The 25,023-nt window shown below is 71.7% G+C and carries 22 protein-coding genes; 9 read left to right on the top strand and 13 right to left on the bottom strand.

Features of this window, described 5'->3' with window-relative positions; translation table 11 throughout:
• Positions 1-39 precede the first annotated feature (39 nt).
• From AB0398_RS05255 to AB0398_RS05215, 9 genes are all read right to left on the bottom strand, one after another.
• Positions 40-777: a ribonuclease activity regulator RraA gene (locus AB0398_RS05255; protein ID WP_366372435.1), complete on the bottom strand. Its 738-nt coding sequence runs from the start codon at positions 775-777 to the stop codon at positions 40-42.
• A gap of 64 nt (positions 778-841) precedes the next feature.
• Positions 842-1,672: a glucose 1-dehydrogenase gene (locus AB0398_RS05250; RefSeq protein WP_366372434.1), complete on the bottom strand. Its 831-nt coding sequence runs from the start codon at positions 1,670-1,672 to the stop codon at positions 842-844.
• A complete protein-coding gene (locus AB0398_RS05245) occupies positions 1,669-2,832 on the bottom strand; it encodes an enolase C-terminal domain-like protein (RefSeq protein ID WP_366372433.1) in 1,164 nt (387 codons plus the stop codon). Before AB0398_RS05245 ends, AB0398_RS05250 begins: the two co-directional genes overlap by 4 nt.
• Positions 2,820-4,709, bottom strand: a complete 1,890-nt coding sequence (locus tag AB0398_RS05240; protein WP_366372432.1) for an ABC transporter ATP-binding protein — start codon at positions 4,707-4,709, stop codon at positions 2,820-2,822. Before AB0398_RS05240 ends, AB0398_RS05245 begins: the two co-directional genes overlap by 13 nt.
• Before the next feature lie 10 nt (positions 4,710-4,719).
• The gene (locus AB0398_RS05235) at positions 4,720-6,288 is read right to left on the bottom strand and encodes an ABC transporter substrate-binding protein (protein ID WP_366372431.1); all 1,569 of its coding nucleotides are present in this window, start codon (positions 6,286-6,288) and stop codon (positions 4,720-4,722) included.
• Positions 6,289-6,340: 52 nt separating this feature from the next.
• Positions 6,341-7,213, bottom strand: coding sequence for an ABC transporter permease (locus tag AB0398_RS05230; protein ID WP_366372430.1), 873 nt, complete (start codon positions 7,211-7,213; stop codon positions 6,341-6,343).
• A gap of 97 nt (positions 7,214-7,310) precedes the next feature.
• Positions 7,311-8,252 (bottom strand): ABC transporter permease, encoded by a 942-nt coding sequence (locus AB0398_RS05225; RefSeq protein WP_366372429.1) that lies wholly within the window; start codon positions 8,250-8,252, stop codon positions 7,311-7,313.
• Positions 8,249-9,448, bottom strand: a complete 1,200-nt coding sequence (locus tag AB0398_RS05220; RefSeq protein ID WP_366372428.1) for a hypothetical protein — start codon at positions 9,446-9,448, stop codon at positions 8,249-8,251. The genes AB0398_RS05225 and AB0398_RS05220 overlap by 4 nt, the downstream gene beginning before the upstream one ends.
• Positions 9,445-10,170 (bottom strand): GntR family transcriptional regulator, encoded by a 726-nt coding sequence (locus AB0398_RS05215; RefSeq protein ID WP_209497960.1) that lies wholly within the window; start codon positions 10,168-10,170, stop codon positions 9,445-9,447. The genes AB0398_RS05220 and AB0398_RS05215 overlap by 4 nt, the downstream gene beginning before the upstream one ends.
• A gap of 356 nt (positions 10,171-10,526) precedes the next feature.
• Between AB0398_RS05215 and AB0398_RS05210 the strand changes: the two genes are divergently transcribed.
• Entirely contained in the window at positions 10,527-12,191 is a 1,665-nt protein-coding gene (locus tag AB0398_RS05210; RefSeq protein WP_366372427.1) for a right-handed parallel beta-helix repeat-containing protein, read from the top strand.
• Between the two features lie 143 nt (positions 12,192-12,334).
• Positions 12,335-13,000: a TetR family transcriptional regulator gene (locus tag AB0398_RS05205; RefSeq protein ID WP_366372426.1), complete on the top strand. Its 666-nt coding sequence runs from the start codon at positions 12,335-12,337 to the stop codon at positions 12,998-13,000.
• A gap of 753 nt (positions 13,001-13,753) precedes the next feature.
• Here AB0398_RS05205 and AB0398_RS05200 read toward each other — a convergent pair.
• Positions 13,754-13,876, bottom strand: a complete 123-nt coding sequence (locus tag AB0398_RS05200; protein WP_263973268.1) for a hypothetical protein — start codon at positions 13,874-13,876, stop codon at positions 13,754-13,756.
• Positions 13,877-14,447: 571 nt separating this feature from the next.
• Here AB0398_RS05200 and AB0398_RS05195 point away from each other — a divergent pair.
• From AB0398_RS05195 to ruvB, 6 genes are all read left to right on the top strand, one after another.
• The gene (locus AB0398_RS05195; protein WP_366372425.1) at positions 14,448-15,380 is read left to right on the top strand and encodes an ATP-binding protein; all 933 of its coding nucleotides are present in this window, start codon (positions 14,448-14,450) and stop codon (positions 15,378-15,380) included.
• Complete coding sequence (locus tag AB0398_RS05190) at positions 15,377-15,892, top strand: hypothetical protein (RefSeq protein ID WP_366372424.1); 516 nt, start codon at positions 15,377-15,379, stop codon at positions 15,890-15,892. Before AB0398_RS05195 ends, AB0398_RS05190 begins: the two co-directional genes overlap by 4 nt.
• The gene (locus AB0398_RS05185) at positions 15,889-16,764 is read left to right on the top strand and encodes a hypothetical protein (protein WP_366372423.1); all 876 of its coding nucleotides are present in this window, start codon (positions 15,889-15,891) and stop codon (positions 16,762-16,764) included. Before AB0398_RS05190 ends, AB0398_RS05185 begins: the two co-directional genes overlap by 4 nt.
• Positions 16,754-17,254: a single-stranded DNA-binding protein gene (locus tag AB0398_RS05180; RefSeq protein WP_366372422.1), complete on the top strand. Its 501-nt coding sequence runs from the start codon at positions 16,754-16,756 to the stop codon at positions 17,252-17,254. The genes AB0398_RS05185 and AB0398_RS05180 overlap by 11 nt, the downstream gene beginning before the upstream one ends.
• 61 nt (positions 17,255-17,315) lie before the next feature.
• Entirely contained in the window at positions 17,316-18,485 is a 1,170-nt protein-coding gene (gene recA, locus AB0398_RS05175) for a recombinase RecA (RefSeq protein ID WP_366372421.1), read from the top strand.
• 125 nt (positions 18,486-18,610) lie between these two features.
• Positions 18,611-19,615 carry a Holliday junction branch migration DNA helicase RuvB gene (ruvB, locus tag AB0398_RS05170; RefSeq protein WP_366373000.1) on the top strand — a complete coding sequence of 335 codons (1,005 nt, stop codon included), beginning with the start codon at positions 18,611-18,613 and terminating at the stop codon, positions 19,613-19,615.
• A gap of 106 nt (positions 19,616-19,721) precedes the next feature.
• Here the strand turns inward: ruvB and AB0398_RS05165 are convergent, their stop codons facing one another.
• Positions 19,722-21,734: a phosphatidylinositol-specific phospholipase C domain-containing protein gene (locus AB0398_RS05165; protein ID WP_366372420.1), complete on the bottom strand. Its 2,013-nt coding sequence runs from the start codon at positions 21,732-21,734 to the stop codon at positions 19,722-19,724.
• A 268-nt stretch (positions 21,735-22,002) separates the two neighbouring features.
• Here AB0398_RS05165 and AB0398_RS05160 point away from each other — a divergent pair, with 268 nt between their 5' ends.
• Entirely contained in the window at positions 22,003-23,397 is a 1,395-nt protein-coding gene (locus tag AB0398_RS05160; protein WP_366372419.1) for a sulfatase, read from the top strand.
• 33 nt (positions 23,398-23,430) lie between these two features.
• Here the strand turns inward: AB0398_RS05160 and AB0398_RS05155 are convergent, their stop codons facing one another.
• Together AB0398_RS05155 and AB0398_RS05150 are read right to left on the bottom strand one after the other, a co-directional pair.
• Positions 23,431-23,652 (bottom strand): hypothetical protein, encoded by a 222-nt coding sequence (locus AB0398_RS05155; RefSeq protein ID WP_366372418.1) that lies wholly within the window; start codon positions 23,650-23,652, stop codon positions 23,431-23,433.
• A gap of 16 nt (positions 23,653-23,668) precedes the next feature.
• On the bottom strand, positions 23,669-24,931 hold the full coding sequence (locus AB0398_RS05150; protein WP_366372417.1) for a hypothetical protein: 1,263 nt from the start codon (positions 24,929-24,931) through the stop codon (positions 23,669-23,671).
• Positions 24,932-25,023 lie beyond the last annotated feature (92 nt).

The following is a 25,023-nucleotide window of genomic DNA, read 5'->3' as shown; positions in this document are numbered from 1 at the left end:
GGCCGCCGGCGCGGTCGGAGGGCGCCGGGCGGACGGGGTTCAGTCGGTCGCCGGCAGCGTGCCGCGCGACTCGTCGTAGGCGCGGCGGGTCGCCTCGTCCGGGGGGTAGGTGCCGCGCAGGGGGGCGCCGCCTGCCACGCGGGCGACGATGAACGCCTCCTGCAGTTCCTGTTCCCGGGCCGCCCTGGCGATGACCGGGACGAGGTGGCGGGGTACGCAGACCACACCGTCGGCGTCGCCGACCATGACGTCCCCGGGGTAGACGGCGACGCCGGCGCATCCGATGGGGACTTGCAGGTCGACCGCGTGGTGCTGGGCGAGGTTGGTCATGGCGGCCGCCCCGGTGGCGAAGACGGGCAGGGGCAGGCGGCTGATCTCCTCGATGTCGCGCAGGGTGCCGTCGGTGACCACGCCGGCGGCGCCGTTGACCGCCATGCGGGTCAGCAGGATGTTGCCCGCGGCGGCGGCGCGTCCCTGGCCGCGGCAGTCCACGACGAGAACCTGGCCGGGGCCGGCCTGCTCGACCGCCACGCGCTGCGGGTGGTCGTAGTCGTCGTAGACCTCGAGGGTGTCGATGTCCTCGCGGGCCGGGATGTAGCGCAGGGTGAAGGCTTCGCCGACCATGCGCCTGGCGTCGGGCGTGACACAGGTCAGGCCCGCCAGAAAGGTGTTGCGCAGGCCGTGCTTGAAGAGTTGGGTGGTGATGGTGGCGGTGCTGGCCTCGCCCAGGGCGGCCAGATCATCGGGGTCGAGGGGCTGCCGGGGGGGCTGGGTCATGTCGGGCTTCCTTCGGTGCGGCAGAACAGCTGGCGGGCAGGGAGCGGGACGGTGATGCGGCAGGTCAGGGGACGGGACGGTCGAGAGCGGGGTCGGTCCCCGGCGGCCTGAGCTGCGCGCTCAGTCCCCCGTCGACGTTCAGCACCTGTCCGGTGATGAAGGACGCGTCCGCCGAGGCGAGGAACGCGACGGCCCCGGCGACATCGGATCCGTCGCCGACCCGGCCGAGTGGGACCGGCTGCGCGCGGGTCTGCCGCTGGGCCGGATCGAGGAGGGCGAAGCGGTCGTTGATGACAGGGCCGGGGGCGACCGCGTTGACGCGGATCCCTCGGGGCGCGAGCTCCAGGGCCATCGCACGGGTCGCCGCGTCGACGGCGCCCTTGCTGGCGTCGTAGGCGACGGCGGCCCGGTGGGCACGGGTGGCCCCGACCGAGGAGATGTTCACGATCGAGGAGCCGGCCGACATCACCCGGGCGGCTGCCACCGTGCACAGGAACAGCCCGCGCGCGTTGACGGCGAAACTGCGGTCCCAGTCGGCGACGTCGATGTCGAGCAGCGGACCACGACCCAGCATGGGTGCGGCCGCGTTGTTGACCAGCAGGTCGAGTCCGCCGAGGACATCGACCGTACGGTTGAGGCAGGCGTCGACCTGACGGGCGTCGGATACGTCGCCGGGGCAGGCCACCGCGGACATTCCCCTGTCGCGCATGGCTGCGGCTGCGGCTTCGGTCTCGGTCGGGTCGGGGCCGTTGAGGGCGACCGCCGCGCCTTCCTGGGCAAGCCTCCATGCGATGGCCAGACCGATGTTGCGTGCGCCTCCGGTGACGAGCGCGACCCGGCCGGTGAAGCGGCCTTCGGCACGGGCGTCACTCGTCGGCTGCGGTGCGTCGCTCACGTGGCGGCCACCTGCCGGTCGACGACAGCGGCGGCGCTGGTGGCCGCCCAGGTCAGCGGTCCGGCGGAAGCCGACAGCCGCTGGGGGTCGAGCGTCATGCCGAGGCCGGGGCCCTGCGGCACGGACAGCAGGCCGCCGGTGTAGCGGACGGGGTCGGTGACGACGTCCCGTGTGTAGAGGAGCGGTCCGACCGGGTCGCTCGGGACGGTGACGGCCGACATCGCCATGGCGATGTGGGCGGCGGCCGCCGTGCCGATGGACAGTTCCTGCGTGGTGCCGACCAGGCACGCCTTGCCGGCGGCGTCGGCTATCGCGAAGATCCGGCGGGCCGGTGTGATCCCGCCGATGGCGATGACGCTGACGTTGAACACGTCCACCGCGTCCGCGGCGACGAGGTCCAGTGCCCACCGGAAGCCGTAGACGTGCTCGCTGATCGGGACGGCGAGCCGGTCGCGGGCCCGGACCAGACCGCGGATGTCATGGTGCGGGGCGGGCGACTCGACGAGGTCGTAGCCGACGTCGGCCACCCGTTCGGCGAAGGCGCAGGCCGCCTTGGCGTCGAGGAGGTTCGAGAAGTCCAGGGACTTGATGGTGATGCGGTCGCCGAACCGTTCGCGGGCGGTGCGCAGGAATCGCTCGTCCAGGTCGAGGCGGCGTCCGACGTACACGCGGAAGAAGGTGAAGCCCTCTTCCAGTCGCTGTCCCACCATGGCGAGATTGCGTTCGACGTCCTCCTCGTGCTGCTGGCGGAAGATCGGATACGCGATGGGCACGGACTCTCGGACCGCGCCGCCGAGCAGGTCGCACACCCGGAGACCGAGCTGTTTCGCGGCCAGGTCCCAGAAGGCGATGTCGACCCCGCACTTGATGGCGCGGCTCTTGTCGTAGATGTATCCGGCCTGGGGGAAGTTCGCTTCCAGGCGGCGTTCCATCTCGGTGATCTGGAGTGCGTCGAGGCCCACGAGGATCTCGTTGAGGGTGGCTTCCAGTTCCGGTACGTCGAGGTGGTAGCGCGGGAGGTGCTGGAGGTCGGACATCTCACCGAGGCCCGTCAGCGCGTCGTCGTCGGTGAGGAGTTCGACGAGGATGTGTCCGCAGGTGATGCTGTTGTGCCGCGGCGTGTTGATCGAGGTCAGGCGGACTCGGGTCACTTCGGCCATGTGATGCTCCGTTCCTTGTCGGTGCCGGGAGTGCTCTCCGCGCCGGCGAGGCGGGGCGAGGTGCGCCCCGGGGCCATCGAGAGCAGTTCGCGGGTGTACGGGTGGGAGGGGGTCTCGTAGATCCGGTCGGCCGGGCCTTCCTCGACGATCCGGCCCTGGCGCATGACGGCGATGCGATGGGCGACCGATCTGACGACGGCGAGGTCGTGGGTGATGAAGAGGTAGGCCATGCCGTGGGCGGCCTGGAGGTCGGCGAGCAGGTTCAGGATCTGGGCCTGGACGGAGACGTCCAGGGCGCTGACGGCCTCGTCGCAGACGATCAGCCGTGGCTGCAGGGACAGGGCCCGGGCGATCGCGATGCGCTGGCGCTGTCCGCCGGAGAAGGCGGAGGGGAAGCGGTCCAGCGCGTACGCGTCGAGGCCGACGTCCTGGAGGAGGCGTACGAGCTCGGGTTCCGCGGTGTCCAGACCATGGACCCGCATCGGCTCGGCGAGGATCTCGCGGACCGTCATACGGGGATCGAGGCTGGCGTACGGGTTCTGGAAGACGACCTGGACCTCCCGCTGGAGCCGCCGCAGCTCCGAGGCGGACGGCCGTCGGACGTCGATGCCGTCGTAGCGGACGGTTCCCCCGGAGGGGGTCTCCAGCCTCAGCAGCATCTTGGTCAGGCTGGTCTTGCCCGAGCCGGACTCCCCCACGAGAGCGAGCGTCCGTCCCGGCGCGACCTTCAGGCTCACCTGCTGGACGGCGTCGACGTGCCCGGTGATACGGCGCAGCGCTCCGGTGCGGACCGGATAGCGCAGGTCGGTGGCGTCGAACTCGACGAGCGGCGTGCCGCCCTCCTGGTCGGCGTCCTGGGGCAGGTCGTCGGTCGTCACGGGCAGCGGCAGGGGCCGTTCGCGTGGTGCGTCGGCGAACAGGCACGCCGCCGCGTGGTTCTCGCCGACGGTGAGCAGCGGGGGCACGGCGCTTTCGCAGCTCTCCGTGCGAACCGGGCAGCGTGGCGCGAAGGAGCAGCCCGGGGGGCGTTCACTGAGCCGGGGTGGCCGGCCCTCGATGGAGGCGAGGCGGGTGCGGGCGGGTGCGTCCAGACGCGGGGTCGCTGCCAGGAGTGCCTGGGTGTAGGGCATGCGGGGATCGGCCAGGACCTGGGCGGTGGGTCCGCTCTCGACGATCCGCCCGGCGTACATGACCGCGACCCGGTCGGCCTGTTCGGCGACCACGCCGAGGTCGTGGGTGATGAGGATCAGGCCCATGCCGAGGTCGTCGCACAGCGAGCGGAGCATGGTCATGATCTCGGCCTGGACGGCGGCGTCGAGGGCGGTGGTGGGTTCGTCGGCGATGAGGAGTCGTGGGCGGGCGGCGATCGCCAGGGCGATGGCGGCGCGCTGGCGCATGCCTCCGGACAGTTCGTGGACGTACTGGGTCAGGCGCTTCTCGGGCTCGGGCAGGCGGGTCCGGGTCAACGCCTCGACCGCCCGCTTCCGCGCCTGCTCGCGGCTCATGCGTTCGTGCGCGCGGACGGCGTCCATGATCTGTGTGCCGATGGACAGCAGCGGGTTGAGGGCGGTGCCGGGGTCCTGGAAGACCATGGCGACCCGGTTGCCGCGTACCTCCCGCCAGGAGCGTCGGTCCAGGCCTCGCAGGTCGGTGCCGTCCAGCAGGATCGACCCGGTGGTCTCGCACAGGGGCGGGGGCGGGTTGAGGCCGAGCAGGCTCAGGGCGGTGACGGTCTTGCCGGAACCGGACTCGCCCACGATGGCGAGGGTTTCGCCGGTGTCGATGTGCAGGCTGACGTCGTCCACAGCGCGCACGGGTGGCTCGTCGGAGGCGCTGTGGAAGGTGACGCCGAGCCGGCTGATGTCGAGGAGGGTCATCATGGGCCCCTCAGGCGCCGAGCCGGGCACGCTCGAGGCGCCACTGGCCGTCGACGTCGAGGCCGACGCCCTTGAGGTCGCTGCTGTGGATCAGCGGTGACTTGGCCTGGTGCAGGAAGACCCAGTAGTTGTTCTCCAGGATGCGGCGCTGCACGTCGACGTACGCCTGCTTGCGCACGGCGCGGTCGTCCGTGCTCAGTCCCTTGTCGAGCAGGGCGTCGAGTGCGGAGTCCTTCAGGCCCGACCAGTTGCTCGGGCCGTCGCTGGCGAAGTACGGGTCGAAGGTGAGGGAGGGGTCCAGACGGGGGATGTCGATGACGAGGATCGCCGCGTCGAAGTCCTGATTCCGCATGCGTTCCAGCTGGGTCTGGAATTCGAGGATCTCCACCTTGGGGGCGAATCCCGCCGCGGTGAGCTGGCTCTGGAGCAGTTCTCCGACGGTGGGGTCGGGGGCGCGGCGGCGGGCGACGAGGGTGATGGGTACCTTTCCGCGCAGTCCGGCCTTGTCCAGGGTGGCGCGGGCCTTCTCGGGGTCGTACGGCAGGGGGGCGAGGGCGTCGTCGTAGAACCAGTCGTCGGAGGTGGCGAAGGAGGGGGCGATGTCGAAGTCGCCGCCTGCTGCGGCCTTGCCGACGGACCTGCGCTCGACGGCCATCGCGAAGGCCGCGCGTACCCGCGGGTCGCGGAAGGGTCCCTTGGTGACGTTGAGCGAGGCGTAGTAGTTGCGGCGTACGCCCTCGTCCTTGATCGTGACCCGCGGGGCGTCGGCCAGCTGCTTGTACTCCTCCGGGGGGAGGGCGCGCACCAGCTGCACCCCTCCGGTGGACAGTTCGGCGCGCAGGACCTTGGCCTCGGTGACGAAGCGCAGGACCACCTTGTCGAGGAGCGGCAGCGCGGTGCCCTCCTCGGTCTTGGCCCAGTACGTCTTGTTGCGCTCGGCGGTGAGCTGGACCTTGGTCCGCCACTGGCGGAACGTGAAGGGGCCGGTCCCCACCGGCCTGCGGCCGAACTCGTCGGCCCCCTTGGCGAGCGCGGTGGGCGAGGCGATCATGCCGGGCTCGTGGGCGAGCTGGGTGAGCAGCAGCGGATCGGCCGCCTTCAGGGTGACCGTGACGGTCCGAGGGCCGGTTGCCTTCACGTCACGGATGGAGGCCAGTGCGGCCGTCTTGGTGGAGCGGGTGGCGGGATCCGAGATCCGCTTCAGGTTGAGAACGACCGCGTCGGCGTCGAACGGGGTGCCGTCGTGGAACGTCACGCCCTGGCGGAGCTCGAAGGTGATCTCGGTGCCCGTGTCGGTCCATCGGGTGGCGAGGGCCGGCTCGAAGGTCCCGTCGCGGCGCTGACGCAGCAGGGTGTCGAAGAACAGGTTGAGGACGTTGCGGTCGGAGGAGATGGCGGAGCTCAGCGCCGGGTCGAGGGTGACGGGCTCGTTGTCGAAACCGGCGGTGAGCGTTCCCCCGGAGGTTCCGTCGGAGGAGTCCGAGGAACCGCATCCGGCCAGGGTGGCGATGGCCGCTGTGGCTGCGGCACCGGCCAGGACGGTGCGGCGTGGTATCCGGGGCGGCGTGGAACTGGGCATGACGAAGCACTTCCTCTGTACGGGGGAAGGGGGTGGAGGGCTGGGAGACGGCTCAGCGCGCGGGTGCGAGGTCCGGGCGGTGGGCGTCCAGCGCGTCGCGCAGGGCGTCGGCGAGCAGGTTGAACGCGGCGACGGTGAGGAGGATCGCGAGCCCGGGGAAGACGCTGAGCGACCAGCTCGCGCTCAGGTGGTCGGTGCCACTGGCGACGATCGCGCCCCAACTCGGTTGCGGTGGCTGGACGCTCAGCCCGAGGAAGCTCAGCGCGGCCTCGGCCATGATCGCGGTGGACACCTGGAGGGCGGCGAACACCAGCAGGGTGCCGGCGAGGTGGGGCAGCAGGTGACGGCGCATGATCGTCGTCCGTGTGACGCCCACGATACGTGCGGCGGAGACCCATTCACGGGTGCGCAGGGAGAGCACCTCGCCCCGGACCACGCGGGCGAAACGCGGGGTGGTGACGACGGCGATGGCGATCAGGGCGTTGCGCAGCCCGGGGCCGAGGGCCGCGACCACGGTGAGGGCGAGGACGAGAAGGGGGAACGCGAGCAGTCCGTCGGAGACGCGCATCACGAGGGTGTCCACCCAGCCGCCGCGGTATCCGGCGATCAGACCGAGCACCGTGCCGGCGATCAGGGCGGCGCCCACGGTGATGGTGGCCACCCCTACGGTGACCACGGCGCCGGCGACGATCCGGGCCAGGACGTCCCGTCCGATCTCGTCGGTGCCGAGCAGGTGCCGGGGACTGGGGCCGGTCAGGAGCCGGCCGGTGTCCGTGGCGCTGACCGAGTCCGACAAGAAGGGTGCGGCGGCAGCGGCCACGAGCAGGAGGAACAGCAGGGGTACGGCGATGTGGGCGCGGCGGTCACGGCGCAGCCGGTCCAGAACCGGTCTGCGGGAGACTTTCGGCGCGAGGTCTATGGCCATCGGCGCTCCAGGAGGTGCGTGCGGGACGTGCGGTGCGGGATGTGCTGATCGGCGCGCGGGGAGGCGCGGATCGGGTGACGCTGTGGGCGAGGCCGAGTCAGTACGTGATGCGCGGGTCGAGCCAGGCGTAAACCAGGTCTGCCAGCAGGTTCACCAGGAGGACGAGGACCACGACCATCAGCACGGCGCCCTGGACGACGGGGAGATCCCGGCTGAAGATGCCGTTGACGATCAAGGTGCCCATGCCGGGAACGGTGAAGACGGTCTCGGTGACGACGGTGGCGCTCATCAGCGCCCCGATCTGGAGAGCGATCACGGTCACGACCGGCACGATGGCGTTCCGCAGGGCGTAGACGCCCACGATCCGGCCGCGTGAGAGACCTGATGCCTCGGCGGTGCGGATGTAGTCCTCGTTGAACGCGGCGAGGAGAGCGGCGCGGGTCTGGCGCATGGTGACCGCGGCGATGGTGGAGCCGATCGTGACGGCTGGGAGGACCATGCGTCGCAGGTTCTCGACGGGGTCCTCGGTGAAGGGAACGTATCCCGAGGGCGGGAGGACCTTGAGCCACAGGGCGAAGACGAGGATGAGCAGTGCGGCGAGGTAGAAGTGAGGTGCGGACAGGGCGACCAGACCGACGGAGTTCAGCGCGGTGTCCGTACGGGTGCGCCGGCGTACGGCGGCGAGGAGGCCGGCGGGGATCCCGACGAGAACGGCGAAGACCAGCGCGATGACTCCGAGCTCGACCGTGGCGGCGAACCGGTCGGAGATGACCGTGCTCACCCTCTCGTCGGTGAGCCATGAGCTGCCCAGGTCGCCGCGGACCAGATCGCCGAGCCACTGGGTGAACTGCTGCCACAAAGGTGCGTCCAGGCCGAGGTCCTCTCGGAGTACCGCTCGGTCCTGCTCCGTGGCCTCCTGGCCGAGGATGGCGAGCGTGGGGTCGCCCGGCATCAGCCGCAGGAGCATGAAGAGCACCAGGGAGACGACGAGGGCGACCGGAATCAGTTGGAAGAGTCTGCGTACGAGGTATCCGGTCATTTCACCGGCTCCGGTAGAGGGGGCGGGGGTGCGGGCTTGGCCGTGCCAGGACAGCCGATCGGGCGGGAGAGGCCACTCAGCCACGCGAGGCGCTGCGCTGGGGCCAGGTCGTAGGCGTACAGGGCCAGGGAGCGGGCTCCGGCCGCGTACGCGTCCCGGGCGACATCCGCGAGTTGCTGCTCGCCGGTGGTCCGGTCAACGGCCAGGTTCCATCCGACGGTCACCTGCGCGCCGGTCCGGGCCGCTGAGGCGAGCTCGCGACGCAGCGCGTCATGATTCCCTGACAGGTCGGTGACGGTGAGGGCGCCCGCTGCTGCGGCGAGGGCGCTCGTGTCGGCGGCGGACTTGCCGTCGCAGGCATACGGGTCACTGGTGGTGCGTATGGAGACGGGCAGTCCGTCGGCTGCGGCGACGGCGTCCCGCACGAGGGCCACGGTGGTTCGCGAGCGCACGGCGAGAACGGTGTCGTGCAGGTCGGAGCCCAGGGCGGTGCGCGCGTCGACTTCGAGGTCGCCGGCTTCGCGTGGCTCGGCGAGTTGGGCGAGCAGTGCCGCGCGGACGGTTTCGGCCAGGGCGGGCACGTCGATGCCCGCGTCGGTGAAGCGTTCCGCGCAGGCGGAGCAGAAGCACAGGGAGAGCAGCCAGCGGTCCACCGGACGCAGGGCCGCGCCGAGTTTGTCATGAGCACTCTGGTGCTGCCAGCCCAGGTAGCCGAAGGCTTCGAGTTCGAGGCCGGTGACACCGGGTCGACGGGCGGTTCGGGCGACAAGATCGGTGGCATAGGCGCGGACCTCGGGCCGTGCCGGGCACAGTGCGTGCCGGTAGTGGTGGCCGAAGGCATTACGCAGGGCCGATTCGGGATGCCGGGTGGCGGGTCCGGACTGGTGGAGCCCGACGAGCCAGGCGGTCACACCGAGGCCGGCCCGCAGCAGGGCGGCCGTCGCGGTGGTCGCGTCGTCACCGAGAGGCGGCAGGGCGAGGTCGTTCCCGTCGACGGGGACGGCCTCGTCGCGGAACCACTGCCCGGCCCGGAAGTCGGCCACGGCACACGGGTCGCTGGTCGTCAGAAGCCACCGCCCGCCGTGATAGCTGAACGCCAGGTGGACACCGTCGACGCCATGGGCGGCCAGTCGGTCCGCCTGGACCTGCGGGTGCCGGCGGAAGGAGAGCGGGTGGGCGAACAGCTCGACGTTCACCGGGCGTCGCCGAGGCCGTCGCCGAGCGCGCGGGAGATGGTCTGTTTGGCCTTCTCGATGTGAGCGCGGGTCAGCCGTTCGACGAGCGGACCGTCGCCCTGCTCCATCGCCTCCAGGATCGCCGCGTGTTCGGCGGCCTCTTCCTCCCAGGTGGCACGCAGCCGCCAGCCGAGGCCGGCCACGAAGGCCGTGAGGTCCTGAAGCTGGTCCAGGAATCCGCACAGGAAGCTGTTGCCGCAGGCGCTGTAGAGCTCGCGGTGAAAACGCCGGTTGGCGATGCCCAGACCGCGCGTCTCGCCCGAGCCGATAAGCGTGGTCGCGTCCTGGAGCGCCTGACGGGCGGCCGCGTGGGCGCCCGCACCGAGACGGACCGCACCCAGACGAACGGCCTCGGGTTCCGCCGCACAGCGGGCGGCGTACAGCTCTTGCACGAGACGGTTGTCGGGGCGGCGGACACTGACTCCCTGGTAGGCGTTGATCTCCACCAGGCCGGTGGAGTGGAGCTGCTTCAGGGCCTCGCGCACCGGGGTCTTGGACACCCCGTACACCTCCGCGAGTTCCCGCTCCACCAAGGGCTTTCCGGGCTGAAGCGCACCTTCGAGGATCGCCTGCCGCAGCGCCTCGCGCACCCGGTCGGTTCGGGAGACGGCCTGGCGCAGTGGCGGTAGCGAGCCGGGCGGCAGGGCTTCGGCGCTGTTCACTGGATAGTCGATCTGTGGCATGGCGGCATGCTGATATACCAGCATGCCAACTCGCAACCCCCGCGCAGAGGTTCTTCGAAATGACCCGGCGACAGCCATCGGCACCGACCCGCATCGCCTGACCTGCCGTCAGAATATTTACAGGCGGTACAGGGTTGCGCTCAATTTCCACTTCTGTAACTGTCGTTCACGCACCACCCCACCCCCACAGCGGACTTCGGAGCGCACCCGTGTGTCGCGCACCGTCCCGGGCACCGCTCATACACGGCGTGACGCCCTCGCCCTGCTGCTCCCGGCGCCCTCTTTCCCGTGCGCGGTTCTCGACCGAGGGAGACACGGCCCGCTTCAGTCCGGATGACCTCGGAGACCAGGCACCAATGAAACGCACGCGCACCTTCGCCATGACCGCAGCACTGCTCGCATCGTCCGCCCCACTCGGCGTGGTCACCGTGGGAGCCGGTACGGCGCACGCGGCAGGCCGCACCTACTTCGTGAGCCCCGAAGGCAGCGACGGCAATCCGGGGACCTCGGCCGGAGCTCCCTTCCGCACCCTCCAGAAGGCCGCCGACAGCGTCGGCCCCGGTGACACCGTCTCGATCATGAACGGCACGTACTCGGAGCGCTCCGCAGGATCCAACGTGCTGACCATCAAGCGCTCGGGCCGACCGGGCGCACCGATCACCTTCACCGCACACCCCGGCCACCGGCCGGTGATCCACCCGGTGCGGGCGTGGAACGGCATCAGCGTCTACGGCGCGTCCTACATCTCCATCAAGAACCTTGAGATCAAGGGCAACAACGCCGCACTGAACCTGGCCGGGGCCGAACGCGGATCGAAGAAGGGCGACCCGACCTACAACACCAACTGCATCTCGATCGAACGAGACAGATCCACGGGTGCCGCGTCGCACCACGTCGAGGTGACCGGCAACAAGGTGCACGCGTGCGCGGGCGGCGGCATATCGGCGATCGAATCCGACCACGTGACCATCTCCGCGAACCACGTGTACTCCAACTCGTGGTACACGGTCTACGCCACCAGCGGCATCTCCGTCCTCACCCCGCGCGATGTGGGGAACTCCGACGCCAGGACGTACAAGATCCGCATCACCGGCAACCGCGTCCACGACAACGAGACCAAGATCAAGTGGGAGAGGTGCCGCTGCTACTCCGACGGCAACGGCATCATCATCGACACGCTCAAGGGCGACGCGGGCCACCCCGCCTACGGAGGACGCGTCCTGGTCGCCGGCAACCTGTCCTACGACAACGGCGGCTCGGGAATTCACTCCTACAAGAGCCAGCACGTCGACATCGTGCACAACACGGCGTACCTGAACGGCCGAAGCCCGCGCATGAAGAGCTACGCCAACATCTACGCCCACGACAGCACCGACGTGCAGCTGCTCAACAACATCGCGTACGGCCGGCCCGGCCAGGCGACGAACAGCAAGTCCCGCAACGTGGACGTGACCTACGACTACAACGTCTACTTCGGCGGCAAGGCTCCCGAGGTCAAGGGTCCCCACGACATCGTCGCCGACCCGAAGTTCGCCGACGCCAGCACCACTGCGGACACGGCCTTCCGGCTGCGAGACGGCTCCCCGGCCATCGGTTCGGGCACTCCGTTCACCGCCGTCACCACCGGCACCCGCAGGGCCGGCGGCGCGCCTGACCGTGGCGCCTACGGATTCGGCACCGGAGGCGTGACGCAGGAGGCTCCCGAATCCGACCTCGACGATTCCGGCTCCGACGGCCGACCGGGTGAGGCCCAGCCCAGGGAGGAGCAGCCCAGGGAGGAGCAGCCCGGCGAGACCGGCACAGGGACCTCGGCCGGCACGAGCGGAACCACCGCCTCGCCCGGTGCGGATGGGCTGAACGCCGGTACGGACGACGGCGGTTCCAGCCTCGAAGCGGACGGCGGGAACGGTCCGCTCGCAGAGACCGGCGGCTCCGATCCCCTGGTACCCGTCGGCATGGCGGCGGCCGCTCTCGCCCTCGGCGGCGGTCTCGTCCTGGTCGCCCGTCGCAAGCGTTCCTGACAGTCCGGTTCACCCGGACTCCCTGGCGTGGTGTCGGCCCCGTCCCCCGTACCAAGGGGCCGGCACCACCGCATGCTCATCCGGCCGGGCGCTCACGCAGTTCCTCGTGATCCGGCGGCTCAACTCGCGAACAGACATGTGCCATGGAAACCGAACAGCGACGCACGAAGAACACCCTCGCAGGTGAAGAACCACCCGACTCCCCACGGATCGCCTGGCGCAAGCAGATGAGGATAAGCGTCCTCGATGCCGCTCGCGACCTGACCTGCGAAGCCGGATGGGACCAGGTCAGCCTTGCGGCCGTCGCAGCACGAGCTCAGGTCTCCCGCCCCTCCGTCTACAAGGAGTTCGGCAATCGAGCCGGTCTGGGACGCGCACTGGTGGTCCGTGAGACCCGGCAGTTCCTCGCCGGGGTGGCCGACACGCTCCATCCCGGCCAGCCCGACTCCCAGGCCTGCCTCGAAGCCGCCATCCGGTATGTACTCGAGGAAGCTCACACCCAGCCCCTCATACGGGCTGTCATCGCAGCCGCCCGCCACGGCTCCGACAGCCTGCTCCCCTACCTCACCGCCCGAGCGGACCCGATCTTCGACGCGGGCCAGCACCTGGTGCGGGAATGGTTGGGCACACGCTACCCGGAGCAGCACACGGAGACTCTTGAGATGACAGCCGACATCGTCGTCCGCATGACCATCAGCCATCTCATCCTGCCCGCCACCGAACCGCACGTCACCGCCCGCAGGCTTGCCGCGGCCGCACTGAAACCGCTGCGGAGTTCGGCGTCAGCTAGAAGCTGCTGCAACGAATAGCGCGAACGGATCGGCTGTGCCTCACACACGGTGGCCGGCCGCCGGTCATCACGGACGACATGCTCCACACCGTCCTGCGCCGCAGCGCGGGCGGCGAGACGATCGAGGAAATCCAGCCCGATTCACTCGCCGCACTCCCGAACCGTCACCGTGGTCAAGCCCGGGTCCGGCAGCCCACCAGTCCACCACCCATGGCCGGGGCCGTACGAGGCGGCACCCGGCACACGGAGGTCCCGACCGCTCGGGGACCCTTGTGCCAATTCGGCGTTGACCGCTCCGCCCTGTCGCCGGGGGCGCCCTTTCTCGGGCACTGGAGCCCCCACGGCCCCTGACACCACACCGGAACTCACCCTGCGTCACTACCAGAAGCGGATGGGGCAGCGGCCCTTCTCGGAGGGCTCGAGGATCTCCACGCACTCAACATGGCGGGTCATCGGAAAAGCGTCGACGCCAAGCCTGCGGCTCGGGCGGGCGCACCCCGGCTAACGCCTTGCGCTCTCCCACCCGGTGTCATGCTTCGGCACTGCCCTACAGACGGTGACTCAGCATGCACTTGCCGGCGCCTCCGACGGGTCGACCTCGCCGTGCCACCACAGCCCGCCGCAACGGCACTCCTTGGGGAGAATCTGGGGAGTATCGACGGGCCTGGGGAGCGCGTGGGGAGGATCGACCGCGTAACGCAGCACGATCCCGAAAGACGCTGAAAGATCCATCCGCGCAGGTCAGGGGCGGGCACAGCCGCATCGATGCAGGTCAGCGCCACCAGGTGGACAACTTCATGACGTACGTGCCGAGGTCGTCGGCCTCGACGATCCCGGGGAGCGAGCCGCCCTCACGCAGGGGTGTGACATAGCGGGTCGCTACGACCTCTTCCAACACTTTCCCAGTCCACCCATCTCTTCATCCTTGCAATCCACGGACATCTTCGTGAGGGTGCGACGGGGAGAACCGCGTCGGCGACGCCGGGGAGAATCCGGGGAGCTGCGACCGGCACGCCGCCCTCCCCCACTCCCCGAGCGGTCCGCCGACGGCACCGCGCCCCTTACTGCCGGCCTCCGGCTCGAAGTGAGCATAGTAACGCAGGGTGACCGCCGGGGACGGGTGAGCCTTCTCCGCTCGGGGCCGGCCCCGGCGAGCGCTTGGACGATGCCGCGCGTGCGGGCAACCCCCACGCCCGGCCGCCGACGCCGGAGACGTCCGGCATCCACACAGATGCGGGGAGGTATTGTACGCCTCTTTGCCGACATTTCACTGCTTTCCGCATTTTTCTTGCCGAAAAGGGTGGATCCTTCCCTCCCGTGCGTCTACCGTGGACGCAGGCAGTAATTCGAATACACATTCGATAAGAGCGACGGCCGCGCGGACGCACGTCCTGCCGGACGAGGATCGCGTTCCCCTGTCCGCCGGGCCCGTCCGGAACCGCCGTCGCGGACGCCAGGAGTACGGCGTGAACCTCACCTTCACCACCGCCACCAAGGAACAGGCCAAGGCACGCATCGCGCTCGCCGGCCCCACCGGGTCGGGCAAGACCTACACCGCCCTGGTCATCGCCGCCGGGCTCGGCGAGCGGGTCGCCCTGATCGACACCGAGCACGGCAGCGCCGCCAAGTACGCCGACGAGTTCGCCTTCGACACCCTCCCGCTCACGACGTTCCAGCCCACCACCCTCGTCGAAGCGCTCGCGGTGGCCGCCCACGAGGGCTACGACGTCATGATCGTCGATTCCCTGAGTCACTTCTGGTCCGGCACCGGCGGAATGCTGGAGCAGGTCGACAACGCGGCCAAGCGCCTCGGGGCGGGCGGCAGCTTCGCCGGCTGGAAGGAGGCCCGCCCCCAGGAGCGGGCGATGATCGACGCCCTGCTCGCCTATCCCGGCCACCTCGTCGTCACCATGCGCACCAAGACCGAGTACGTCGTGGAGGCCGACGAGCGCGGCCGCAAGGTGCCGCGCAAGATCGGGCTCAAGCCCGAGCAACGGGAGGGCATCGAGTACGAATTCGACATCGTCGGCGATCTCGACCACGAGAACACCCTGGTGATCTCCAAGTCCCGGGCGAAGCCGCTGTCCGGGACGGTGCTCCACAAGCCGGGCCCGGAGTTCGCCGAGGCCGTCCTCGGCTGGCTCGAGTCCGGCAAGCCCGCCGTCTCCGTCTCCGACTACGTCACGGCGGCCACCGCGCCGGGCGCCGACCACGAGGAGCTGCGCGCCCTGTACGAGGAGGTCCGCCGGCACAACCTGCTCGGCGCCGCCGTCCTGGACGACACCGGGGAGACCCGCACGCTCGGCCAGCTGATAGTGCGCCACGGCACCGCGGCGGCGAGGAACAGGGTCGCCGAGGACATCGAGGCCGGGGCCGGGCGGAAGGGCGGGACCGCATGAACCTCAAGGAGCACGCCACCCGGGTCGCCGTGCTCCGGGTGCTGCTCGACGCCGTCGACGCCGAGTACCGGACCGAGCGCCACGAGGTCCTCGACGGACTGCGCACGGCCCGCGCCGAGCTGAACCTGAAGTCGGTCCGGGTGACCCTGCCGGACGACACACCGGTCGCCACGCTCACCCTCGTCGACCCCAGGCCGGCGGTCGTGGTCGCCGACGAGGAGGCCTTCACCGCCTGGGTGGCCGACAACCACCCCGGCGAGGTGGAGACGCTGGTCCGGGTGCGCTTCAGCTGGCAGCGGCAGTTCCTCGCACGGCTGCCCTGCCTCGATCCGGTCGTCGACCCGTCCACCGGCGAAGCGGTCCCGGGCCTTGGCGTGCTGTCGGCCTCCGAACCGCGGTCGTTCAGCCTGCGCCCCCTGCCCGGCGGACGGGAACGGATCTCCCGCGCCCTCCACACCGGCACGCTCGACCTGCGCCGTCTGCTCCCCCTCGAAGGTGGCGAGGAGCCATGACCGCCGTCGTCGCCCACCCCGGCCGGGACGCGCTCGGCACGGTGTGGTTCCTGGTCTCCCGAGCCGGTCACCTCGACTGCGGCCGCTGGACGTTCGAGGAGGGCGAGCGGCTGCGGTGCGCCTGCGGGGCCGTCCTGTACGTGTACCGGCGGCCGGTGGACACCGCGGGAAGCGGCGCACCGGCGTCGGCCGGCGCGTCCCCCCACGAAAGGGAAGAACGGATGCTGCCGGCCGAGACGGCCCAACTCGTCGCCCTGGTGGCGGCGATGTGCCCGTCGATGCACCTGGAGGACACCACGACGGACGCCTGGCACCTGCTGCTCGCCGACCTGGACGTCGCCGACGTGCGGGCGGCCGTGTCCCGGCTGGGCATGCGGCAGTCCCGTATCGCCGCTTCCGACATCCGCGCCGAAGTGCGCGCGATTCGGGAGGAGCGGCTCGCCCGCAACCCGCTGCCCCTCCCGGACAGCGACCCCGACGATCCTCGCCGTTACCGTGCGGAACTCCTCGAACTGGTGACCGCGATCGCCTCGGGACGGCGGGTCCGGCGCACACCCGCGGCCCCGGGCGGTCCGCCCGCCCGCCCCACCGGCTCGAAGCACGACCCCCGCGTCCGCTCCCTCCGCGTGCCCTGTCCCTGGTGCGGGGCCGCCGCGGGCCGTCCCTGCACCGTCCCCCGGCTCGGGATCCCGCTGAAAAGGGCCCCTGCCCACCAGGCACGGCTCCTCGCGGCCGGGCTCGCCGAGCCCGGGCCGGGGGCGGCCTCCCCTCCGGGCACCGGCCACCACCGGTACGAGGCCGCCCGCCGCACTCGAACAGGCACGGGTGAGGCATCACCCGTCGCACGAGAGGAGAACCGCCATGGCCGGTGAAACCGTCATCACCGTCGTCGGCAACCTGACCGACGACCCCGAGCTGCGCCTCACCCCGTCCGGCGACGCGGTCGCACACTTCACCGTCGCGTCCACGCCCCGCACCTTCGACCGGCAGAGCAACGAATGGCGGGACGCCGAGACCCTGTTCCTGCGCTGCTCGGTCTGGCGGCAGGAGGCGGAACACGCCGCCGAGTCCCTGACCCGCGGCACCCGCGTCATCGTCCAGGGGCGACTGCGCCAGCGGACGTACGAGACCCGGGAGGGCGAGAGGCGCACCGTCGTCGAGCTGGAGGCCGACGAGATCGGCCCGTCGCTGCGGTTCGCCGCCGCGACGGTCACCAGGCCCCCGCACACCGGCGTCCCCGCCGGTTCCCGCAGCGGCCCCCGTTCTCCCGACGGGGACCCGTTCCCCCGGCCCGACGGCGAGCGGCCGGTCCCCGCCGAGGCCGGACGGCACGCTCCCCGAGAGGAGGCGGACCCCTTCTGACGAGCCGACGCGCCCGTGCGCCGGCCGCGACCGCACACCGCACCCACCCGAGGCGGACCCCATGAAGGAACAGGACCGCGAGGAAGCGCTCGAACTCGCCCTCGCCCAGATCGAAAAACGGTTCGGCGCGGGTTCGGTGATGCGCCTGGGTGATGAGCCGGGGGTCCCGACCGAGGTCGTCCCCACCGGCTCGATCGCCCTGGATCTCGCGCTCGGCGTCGGCGGACTGCCGCGCGGCCGCGTGGTGGAGATCTACGGCCCGGAGTCCTCCGGCAAGACGACCCTGGCCCTGCACGCCATGGCCAACGCGCAGAAGGCGGGCATGACCGCGGCGTTCATCGACGCCGAGTACGGCTTCGACCTCGAGTACGCCAGGCGGCTCGGCGTCGACACCGATGCCCTGCTGGTCTGCCAGCCGGACAACGGCGAACAGGCCCTGCAGATCGCCGACACCCTCATCCACTCCGGCGCCCTGGGCCTCATCGTCATCGACTCCGTCGCCGCGCTCGTCCCGCGCGCGGAGATCGAGGGCGAGATGGGCGACTCGCACGTGGGCCTCCAGGCCCGGCTGATGAGCCAGGCCCTCCGGAAGATCGCCGGCGCGCTGGGCCACTCCGGAACCACGATGGTCTTCATCAACCAGCTCCGCGAGAAGATCGGCGTGATGTTCGGCTCGCCGGAGACCACGACCGGTGGCCGCGCCCTCAAGTTCTACGCCTCGGTGCGCCTCGACATCCGCCGCATCGAGACCCTCAAGGACGGCACGGACGCGGTCGGCAACCGCACCCGCGTCAAGGTGGCCAAGAACAAGGTCGCACCGCCGTTCAGGCAGGCGGAGTTCGACATCCTCTACGGCCGGGGCATCAGCCGCGAGGGCGAGCTGATCGACATGGGCGTGGAGCACGGCTTCGTGCGCAAGGCCGGTGCCTGGTACACGTACGAGGGCGACCGGCTCGGCCAGGGCAAGGAGAACGCCCGCGCCTTCCTGAAGGACCACCCCGGCCCGGCCGACGAGATCGAGGAGAGGATCAGGGAGAAACTGGACATCGTGGCGAAGCCGGAGGGCCCGGCGGCGGAGCCCCGGGCGGATACGGCGAACCGAGCGGCCCCGCCCGGCACCGTGCCGTTCGACCCGGCCGCGGCCGGTCGGCGCTCCACCGGGCCTGTCTCGTCGGCCCCGAGCGCTCCGGTCCCCCGTGTCCTCCTCGACGGCACCCCGGCCGGGCCGTGAAGACCGGCCTGCCGGTGTCCCGGGGCGACGCCCTGCTCCCCGGCGGCACCGCGCTCCGGGACGGGACGCCGGCCCCGGGCGGGACCGCCGCCAGCCGGCCCGCTGCGGCAGAGCCGGTCCAGCAGCTGGTCGCGGCCCCCGACGACGGCGAGGACCGGGCCACCGAGGCGGCGTTGCGCCCCAAGGCCCTGGACGGGTTCATCGGCCAGGAACGGGTCCGCGAGCAGCTCGACCTCCTCCTCCGGGCCGCGCGGCAGCGGAGCGCCACCGCCGAACACGTGCTGTTCTCCGGTGCCCCGGGGCTCGGCAAGACCACCCTGGCGATGATCATCGCCGCGGAGATGGACGCCCCGCTGCGCCTCACCTCCGGCCCCGCCATCCAGCACCCCGGGGCCCTGGCGGCGGTCCTGGCCTCGCTCACCGGGGGCGAGGTCCTCTTCCTCGACGAGATCCACCGCATGTCCCGGCCCGCCGAGGAGATGCTCTACCTGGCGATGGAGGACTTCCGCGTCGACATCGCCGTCGGCACCGGCCACGAAGCGGCCTCCATGCCCCTCGAACTGCCGCCGTTCACCCTCGTCGGCGCCACCGTCCGGGCCGGCCTGCTGGTCCCGCCGCTGCGCGACCGCTTCGGCTTCACCGCCCACATGGAGTTCTACGACCCGGCCGAACTGGAGCGCGTCGTCCACCGCTCCGCCCGGCTCCTTGAAGTGGAGATCGAGCCCGCGGGCGCCGCCGAGATCGCCGGTCGCTCCCGCGGCACCCCCCGCATCGCCAACCGGCTGCTGCGCCGGGTGCGGGACTACGCCCAGGTCACCGCGGACGGCGTGGTCACGCGTGAGATCGCGGCCGCGGCCCTGGGGCTCTACGAGGTCGACGGCCGTGGCCTGGACCGCTTGGACCGGGCCGTGCTGCGCGCCCTGCTGAAGCTGTTCGGCGGCGGACCGGTGGGCCTGACCACCCTCGCGGTCGCCGTGGGGGAGGAACGGAACACGGTGGAGGAGGTCGCCGAGCCGTTCCTGGTCCGGGAGGGGCTGCTGGCCCGGACGCCCCGGGGGCGGGTCGCGACGCCCGCCGCATGGATCCACTTCGGGCTCGCACCGCCGCCCGTGCCCACGTCGCCGCCGTGACCGGTCCGCTCGCCGACCGGGCGCCGGGTCCGCTCGGGACTGCGTGCGAGGAGTGCCCGGACCGCCGGGCCGGGGTCGCGGCGGACCCCGGCCCGGCGGCAGGGGGTCAGCTGCCCGCGGGCCGCGGGGCGACGACGCAGGAGGACTTCCCCGACTCCAGCGCGCCGTTGACGGCGGTCACGCAGAACTCGAAGTTCCACACTCCGGGGAACAGGAACGCGATCCCGTGGCTCGTCTCCTCGACGACGTACTCGTCGGCGGTGGACGGGCCGCCGCCGGTGACGTTGCGGACCCAGACCCGGTAGCCCGCCGCGGCGGCGGAGCCGGTCCAGTCCAGCCGGACGGTCGTGGCGTCGGTGGACGTCACCTTCAGGCCCGTCGGGGCGGGCGGGGTGCCGGCGCCGACGACGACGGGCCGGCCGAGCGCGGGCATGCCTCCGCCGGCCCCGTTCCAGGTCTGTACGGCCAGGGTGTAGCGGTGGCCGGGCTTGAGGCCGTCGAAGCGCAGCGACTTGCCGCGCGTGCCGACGGTCTCGATGAACGCGCCCGGGGTGTCCCGGTCGTAGGCGATGACCCCGTACCGGTCGATGGTGTCGGTGTGGGGGCCGGTGGGGGTCCCCCAGGCGAGGTCGATGCCGGTGGCGGTGGGGCGGGTGACGATGCCGACGGGTCCGGCCGCGGTCTTCGGGCGGGCGGTGGCCGACACGGTGCCCGACCAGGTCCCGCCGGACCCGCCGGTGTCGGCGCGCACCTGGTACTCCATCCGCTGGCCGTCGACCACCCAGGTGGAGTCGGAGCGGTTGGCGGTGACCCGGGTCGTGCTCCAGGCGGTGGTCCCGGCCGGGCGGGAGCGGACCTCGTACCCGAACGCGCCGAAGACGGGGTTCCAGGTGACGACGATGCCGGTGTCGGCGGAGGCGGCCTTCACTCCGGCCGGTGTGCCGCCGGGGCGGGCCGGGACGCCGGCGGGGACGGTGAGGGCGGACGTGCCGAGGCCGAACTCCTCGTGGAGGGTGTCGGCAAAGGCTCCGGCGATCTGGAACTCGCCCCGGGCGTCGGGGTGCAGGCCGTCGTAGGCGGCGGGGCACGAGGCGGGGGCGCAGTCGTAGGCGCCGCGCCAGTCGACGAGCTTCACCGGGGAGGCGGCGGTGTCCCAGTCGGGCACGGCGTCGGCGAGCAGCCGGTTGTAGGTGTCGGTCTTGGTGATCAGGTCGTCGCGGCCGCCGATCCTCTCCCGCTGCGGGACGTTGGCCAGGGCGAACTCGACGTCCGGCTTGGCGGCCCTGGCCTCGTCGACGAACGTCTTCATGCCGGCGAGGGTGCCGGGACCGTCGCTGACGAACCAGCCCATGTCGTTGAAGCCCAGGCCGACGAGGAGCAGGTCGGGCCGGTACCGCGCCACCTGTTCCCTGATCAGGTTCTTGTCCTGGGCGACCTGGCGTCCCCACACGGCGAAGTGGTCGCTGTCGAAGGCGGCCGCGTCCTTCGCGTAGGCGCCGGACGTGCGCCAGGCGTCGGTGCGGTAGCCGTCGGCGTCCTCGCAGCCGAAGGTACCGCCGTCGCATTCGGCCTTCAGGTGCAGGAGAACGGTTTCACCGGGCTCGGCGCGCAGGAAGTCGCGGGTGACGTTCAGGACGTCGGTGAAGTTCGCGTACTGGTGGGCGGAGCCGTGGTGGACGGTGAACTTCAGGCCCTCGTCGCCCTTGTCGAGCCGGACCCGGATGTCGAGGGCGCGGATGCCGGCGCGGTACTGGGTGGTGAGGGTCTTCGCGCTGAAGCCGTGGTTCTCCTGGGTCTGCGCGATGCTGGTGGCGACGCCCCCGCACTTCCCCGTCTTCGGGTCGCGCTCGCCGCAGAGCGCGAGGCTGTCGTGGGTGCCGGGCACGGAGAGCCAGGAGAGGCTGGTGCCGTCCGGGACGCGGGACATCCAGTCCACGTTCGCGGCGGACGCCTCGGTGATGCTGGAGTAGTGGTCGTTCGCCTGCGCGGGGGTCGCCCTCAGCGTGATGCCGGTGAGGGAGAGGAACAACGCGAGCGCGGTTCCCAGGACGGCGCGTGCGCGCCGCCGTCCGGCTCGCGGGGGGCGTTCCTGGCGTATGGGCGGTTCGGACGGGGGCATGCCCACCTTCTCGGGGCCGGGCCGCGTGGCGCGTGATCATCGGGTGGGTCGCCCCGAGTCCGGCAGCGGGACGTGGCGCTGTACGCGTCCGCGGGTGGGTGTCGCCGGGATCACGTCCGGCGCCGGCCCCGGCGGCACGGAGCGAAGCACTGCGGCAACAACGCGGCAACGAACTCTTGGTTTCGCGTGCATGGATCGCGAGCGGGCGCGGCCGTAGCGTCCTGTCCGCTGCCTTCGCCGCTCCGTACACAGCCGAGAGGATATTGTCATGCCCACGACCAACACGTCCGGTCCCAGTCGTCGGGGGGTGCTGGCCGGCGCCGCGGCCGTCGCCGCCGGCGCCACCGTTCCCGTGCTCGCCGCCGCACCCGCCCGGGCCGCCGCCGCGCGGCCCAACGTGCTGCTGATCGTCACCGACGACCAGCCCAAGCAGACCGAGTGGGCGACGCCGAAGACCGTCGCCTGGCTGGCGGGGCAGGGGGTGCGGTTCACCAACGGGCACGCCACCACGCCGCTGTGCGCGCCGTCGCGCTCGTCGGTGTTCTCCGGGCGGTACGCGCACAACCACGGGGTGCGGAACAACGGAGCCTCGCGTTCGCTGGACCAGCACACGACGCTGCAGCGGTACCTGAAGCAGGCGGGATACCGGACGGGGCTGTTCGGCAAGTACCTCAACTCCTGGAACCTGTCCGACGCCCCGCCGCACTTCGAGGAGTTCGCGCTGCTCAAGCCGTCGTACGTGGACGGGACGTTCAACGTGGACGGAACCGTGCAGACCGTGCCCGGCTACACGACCACCGTGGTGAAGAACCGCGCGCTGGCGTTCATCGACAAGTCCCGTACGGACGACCGGCCCTGGTTCGCGTACGTCACCCCGTACGCCTCCCACGGGCCCAACACCCCCGAGCCCAAGTACGCCGGCACCGACGTGCCGGCCTGGGACGGGCGTCCGTCCGTGCCCGAGGCGGACCGCAGCGACAAGCCCGCGTACGTGCGCGAGGCGACGCAGACGCTCGCGGACGGCCGGCTGACGCGGGCGAAGCAGCTGCGGACGCTGCGCTCGGTGGACGACGCGGTGGGGGCGTTCCGCGACAAGCTGGCGGCGCTGGGCCAGTTGGACAACACGCTGGTGATCTACATCGGCGACAACGGCTTCAACTGGGCCGACCACGGGCTCGGGGGCAAGGGCGTGCCGTACCGGCCCGCCCACGAGGTGCCGTTCTACCTCTCCTGGCCCGGTGGCGGCCTCGGCGGGGGCACGACCGACAACCGGATCGTGGCGAACATCGACATCGCGCCGACCGTGCTCGACGCGGCCGGGATCACGCCGGACACCCCGCACGACGGGCGCTCGCTGCTCGGCGGGTACTCCCGCGACCACCTGCTGATCGAGTGGTGGAGGCAGGGCACGGGCACGGAGGGACAGAACACCTGGTCCTCGTACGTCGCCAAGGACCGCCAGTACACGGAGTACTACGAGCTCCACACGGACGCCTCGGGCAACGTCGGCGGGACGGGCCGGGTCAAGTTCCGCGAGTACTACGACCTGGACGCGGACCCCTATCAGCTGAGCAACAGCCTCCACCAGGCCACGCCCGCGCAGGAGAAGGCGCTCGGCATCCCGGGGCTCGCGGCCGCGCTGGCCGCGGACCGCACGTCCTGAGGGGGGCCGCCGGGACGAGCGACCGGACGGGGGTCAGAGCCGCTCGCCCCGGCGGGGCGACTCCGGGGGGTGCGTCCCGCCGCCGTCCTCGGGGTCCTGTTCACAGCTGCGGCCCGGGTGGGACCGGTCGTCGGGGATCAGGAGCACTTCGGTGACCCGCTCGGGGTGTTCGACGGCGAGCCAGTCGTCCCCCACGGGGACGCGGCCCGGCCCGAACGCCTGGTACGGGTGGGCCTCCTGGCGTCCGAGGACCACGCGGTCCTCCCTGCCCTCACCCGCACCGCCCCGCGTAGAGACCGACCCGCTCGATGGAGCGGATCAGCCGGTAGTCCTCCTCGACCGCGCGAGCGGCGCCGGTCAGTACGAGTTCGCCGGGGGACGAGGCCCGGTCGAGGGTCTTGCGCAGGAGGCTGCCGGGCCGTGCGAACCGGATGATGTGGGCGAGGGTGGGCAGGGTCGAGATGGTCCGGAGCAGGGCGGCGTCGAGCACGCAGCCGTCGGCGGGAGCCGCGAGGGAGACCCGCATCACGGCCCGTTCCCGGCTCGCCGACGCCCTGCCCAGGCCGTCGGTCGTCGCCGCACGGGCCGCCGCGGCGATGTGGCTGACCGAAGGGGAGTAGTCGTCGGCCGGGGACGGCTGGGCGAAGGCGCGCGCCGACAGCAGGACCGGGCCGCGCCGTTCGCACCACGCCACCCGGAGCCGGGCGGCGCCGTGGGCGATGCCGAGCACGGGCAGGACCCGCAGGGCGTGGAGCGACAGCGCCCGGAAGAGCGGCCCGCGGTGGTCGAGGAGTTCGGAGCGGTCGTGCACCCGCGCGTCCGTCCGGATCTCGGCCCAGACGGCGGACACCAGGTGCTCGCCGGGCGTGGGGCCGCTGATGGTCTGGACGAGGTACTGCGGGCCGGGAACGCGCTGCTGGACCATCACCTCGCCCGACCCGGCCTGGTGCAGGGCGGCCCGGCCCACCCGGCGCCAGGCGGCGGCGACCTCGTCCGGCGTGGCGCAGACGACGGGCCGCGCCGTCACCGAGCTGTCGGCCGCCGCGACGACGTAGGACGGTAAGCGGACCATGTCGGTCCACCGCAGGGCGTCCCGCACGTCGGTGGAGTACATCGACGCGGCCGACGCGATCCCCGAATCGCCCAGCGCGGCCGCCTGGATCGCCCGGTTGGTCCGGACGAACGTCGTGCAGGGGTCGTTCCCGGGGAGGCCGAGGAGGCGGGAGAGCCGGTCGGCGAGTCCCACGCCCGAACCGCTCCCGGCGACCACCAGGTCGACGCCCCTGCCCGCGAGCCTCTTCACCGTGTGCCGCGTCCCGTTGTGCGCGACGGTGGCGGAGTACCCGGGGACGTCCGGGACGTGGTCGCGGTGGGCGGCGGGGCGCTCGTGGTCCGGCAGGACCACGGCGACGCAGTCCCAGCCCAGACGGGAGTACTCGCGGAGGTGGCCGTCGTCGTCGCCGTGCGGCGCGACGACGGCGACGGTGCCGGGGGCCGGCCGACGTGCGGAGGGGGCGTCCGGTGCGCGAGACATGGCAGAGCTCCCTCTGGCGGGCGGGGGAGCCGGGCGGACCGGGCCACGATCGGGAGCACCGCCGTCCGAGGCGGCGGCCGAGAGCCGTTCCC

Source organism: Streptomyces sp. NPDC086147, from assembly GCF_040702165.1.
GTDB lineage: Bacteria > Actinomycetota > Actinomycetes > Streptomycetales > Streptomycetaceae > Streptomyces.
The sequence above is the reverse complement of the archived record's forward strand: the minus strand, read 5'-3'. Positions and strand labels throughout refer to the sequence as shown.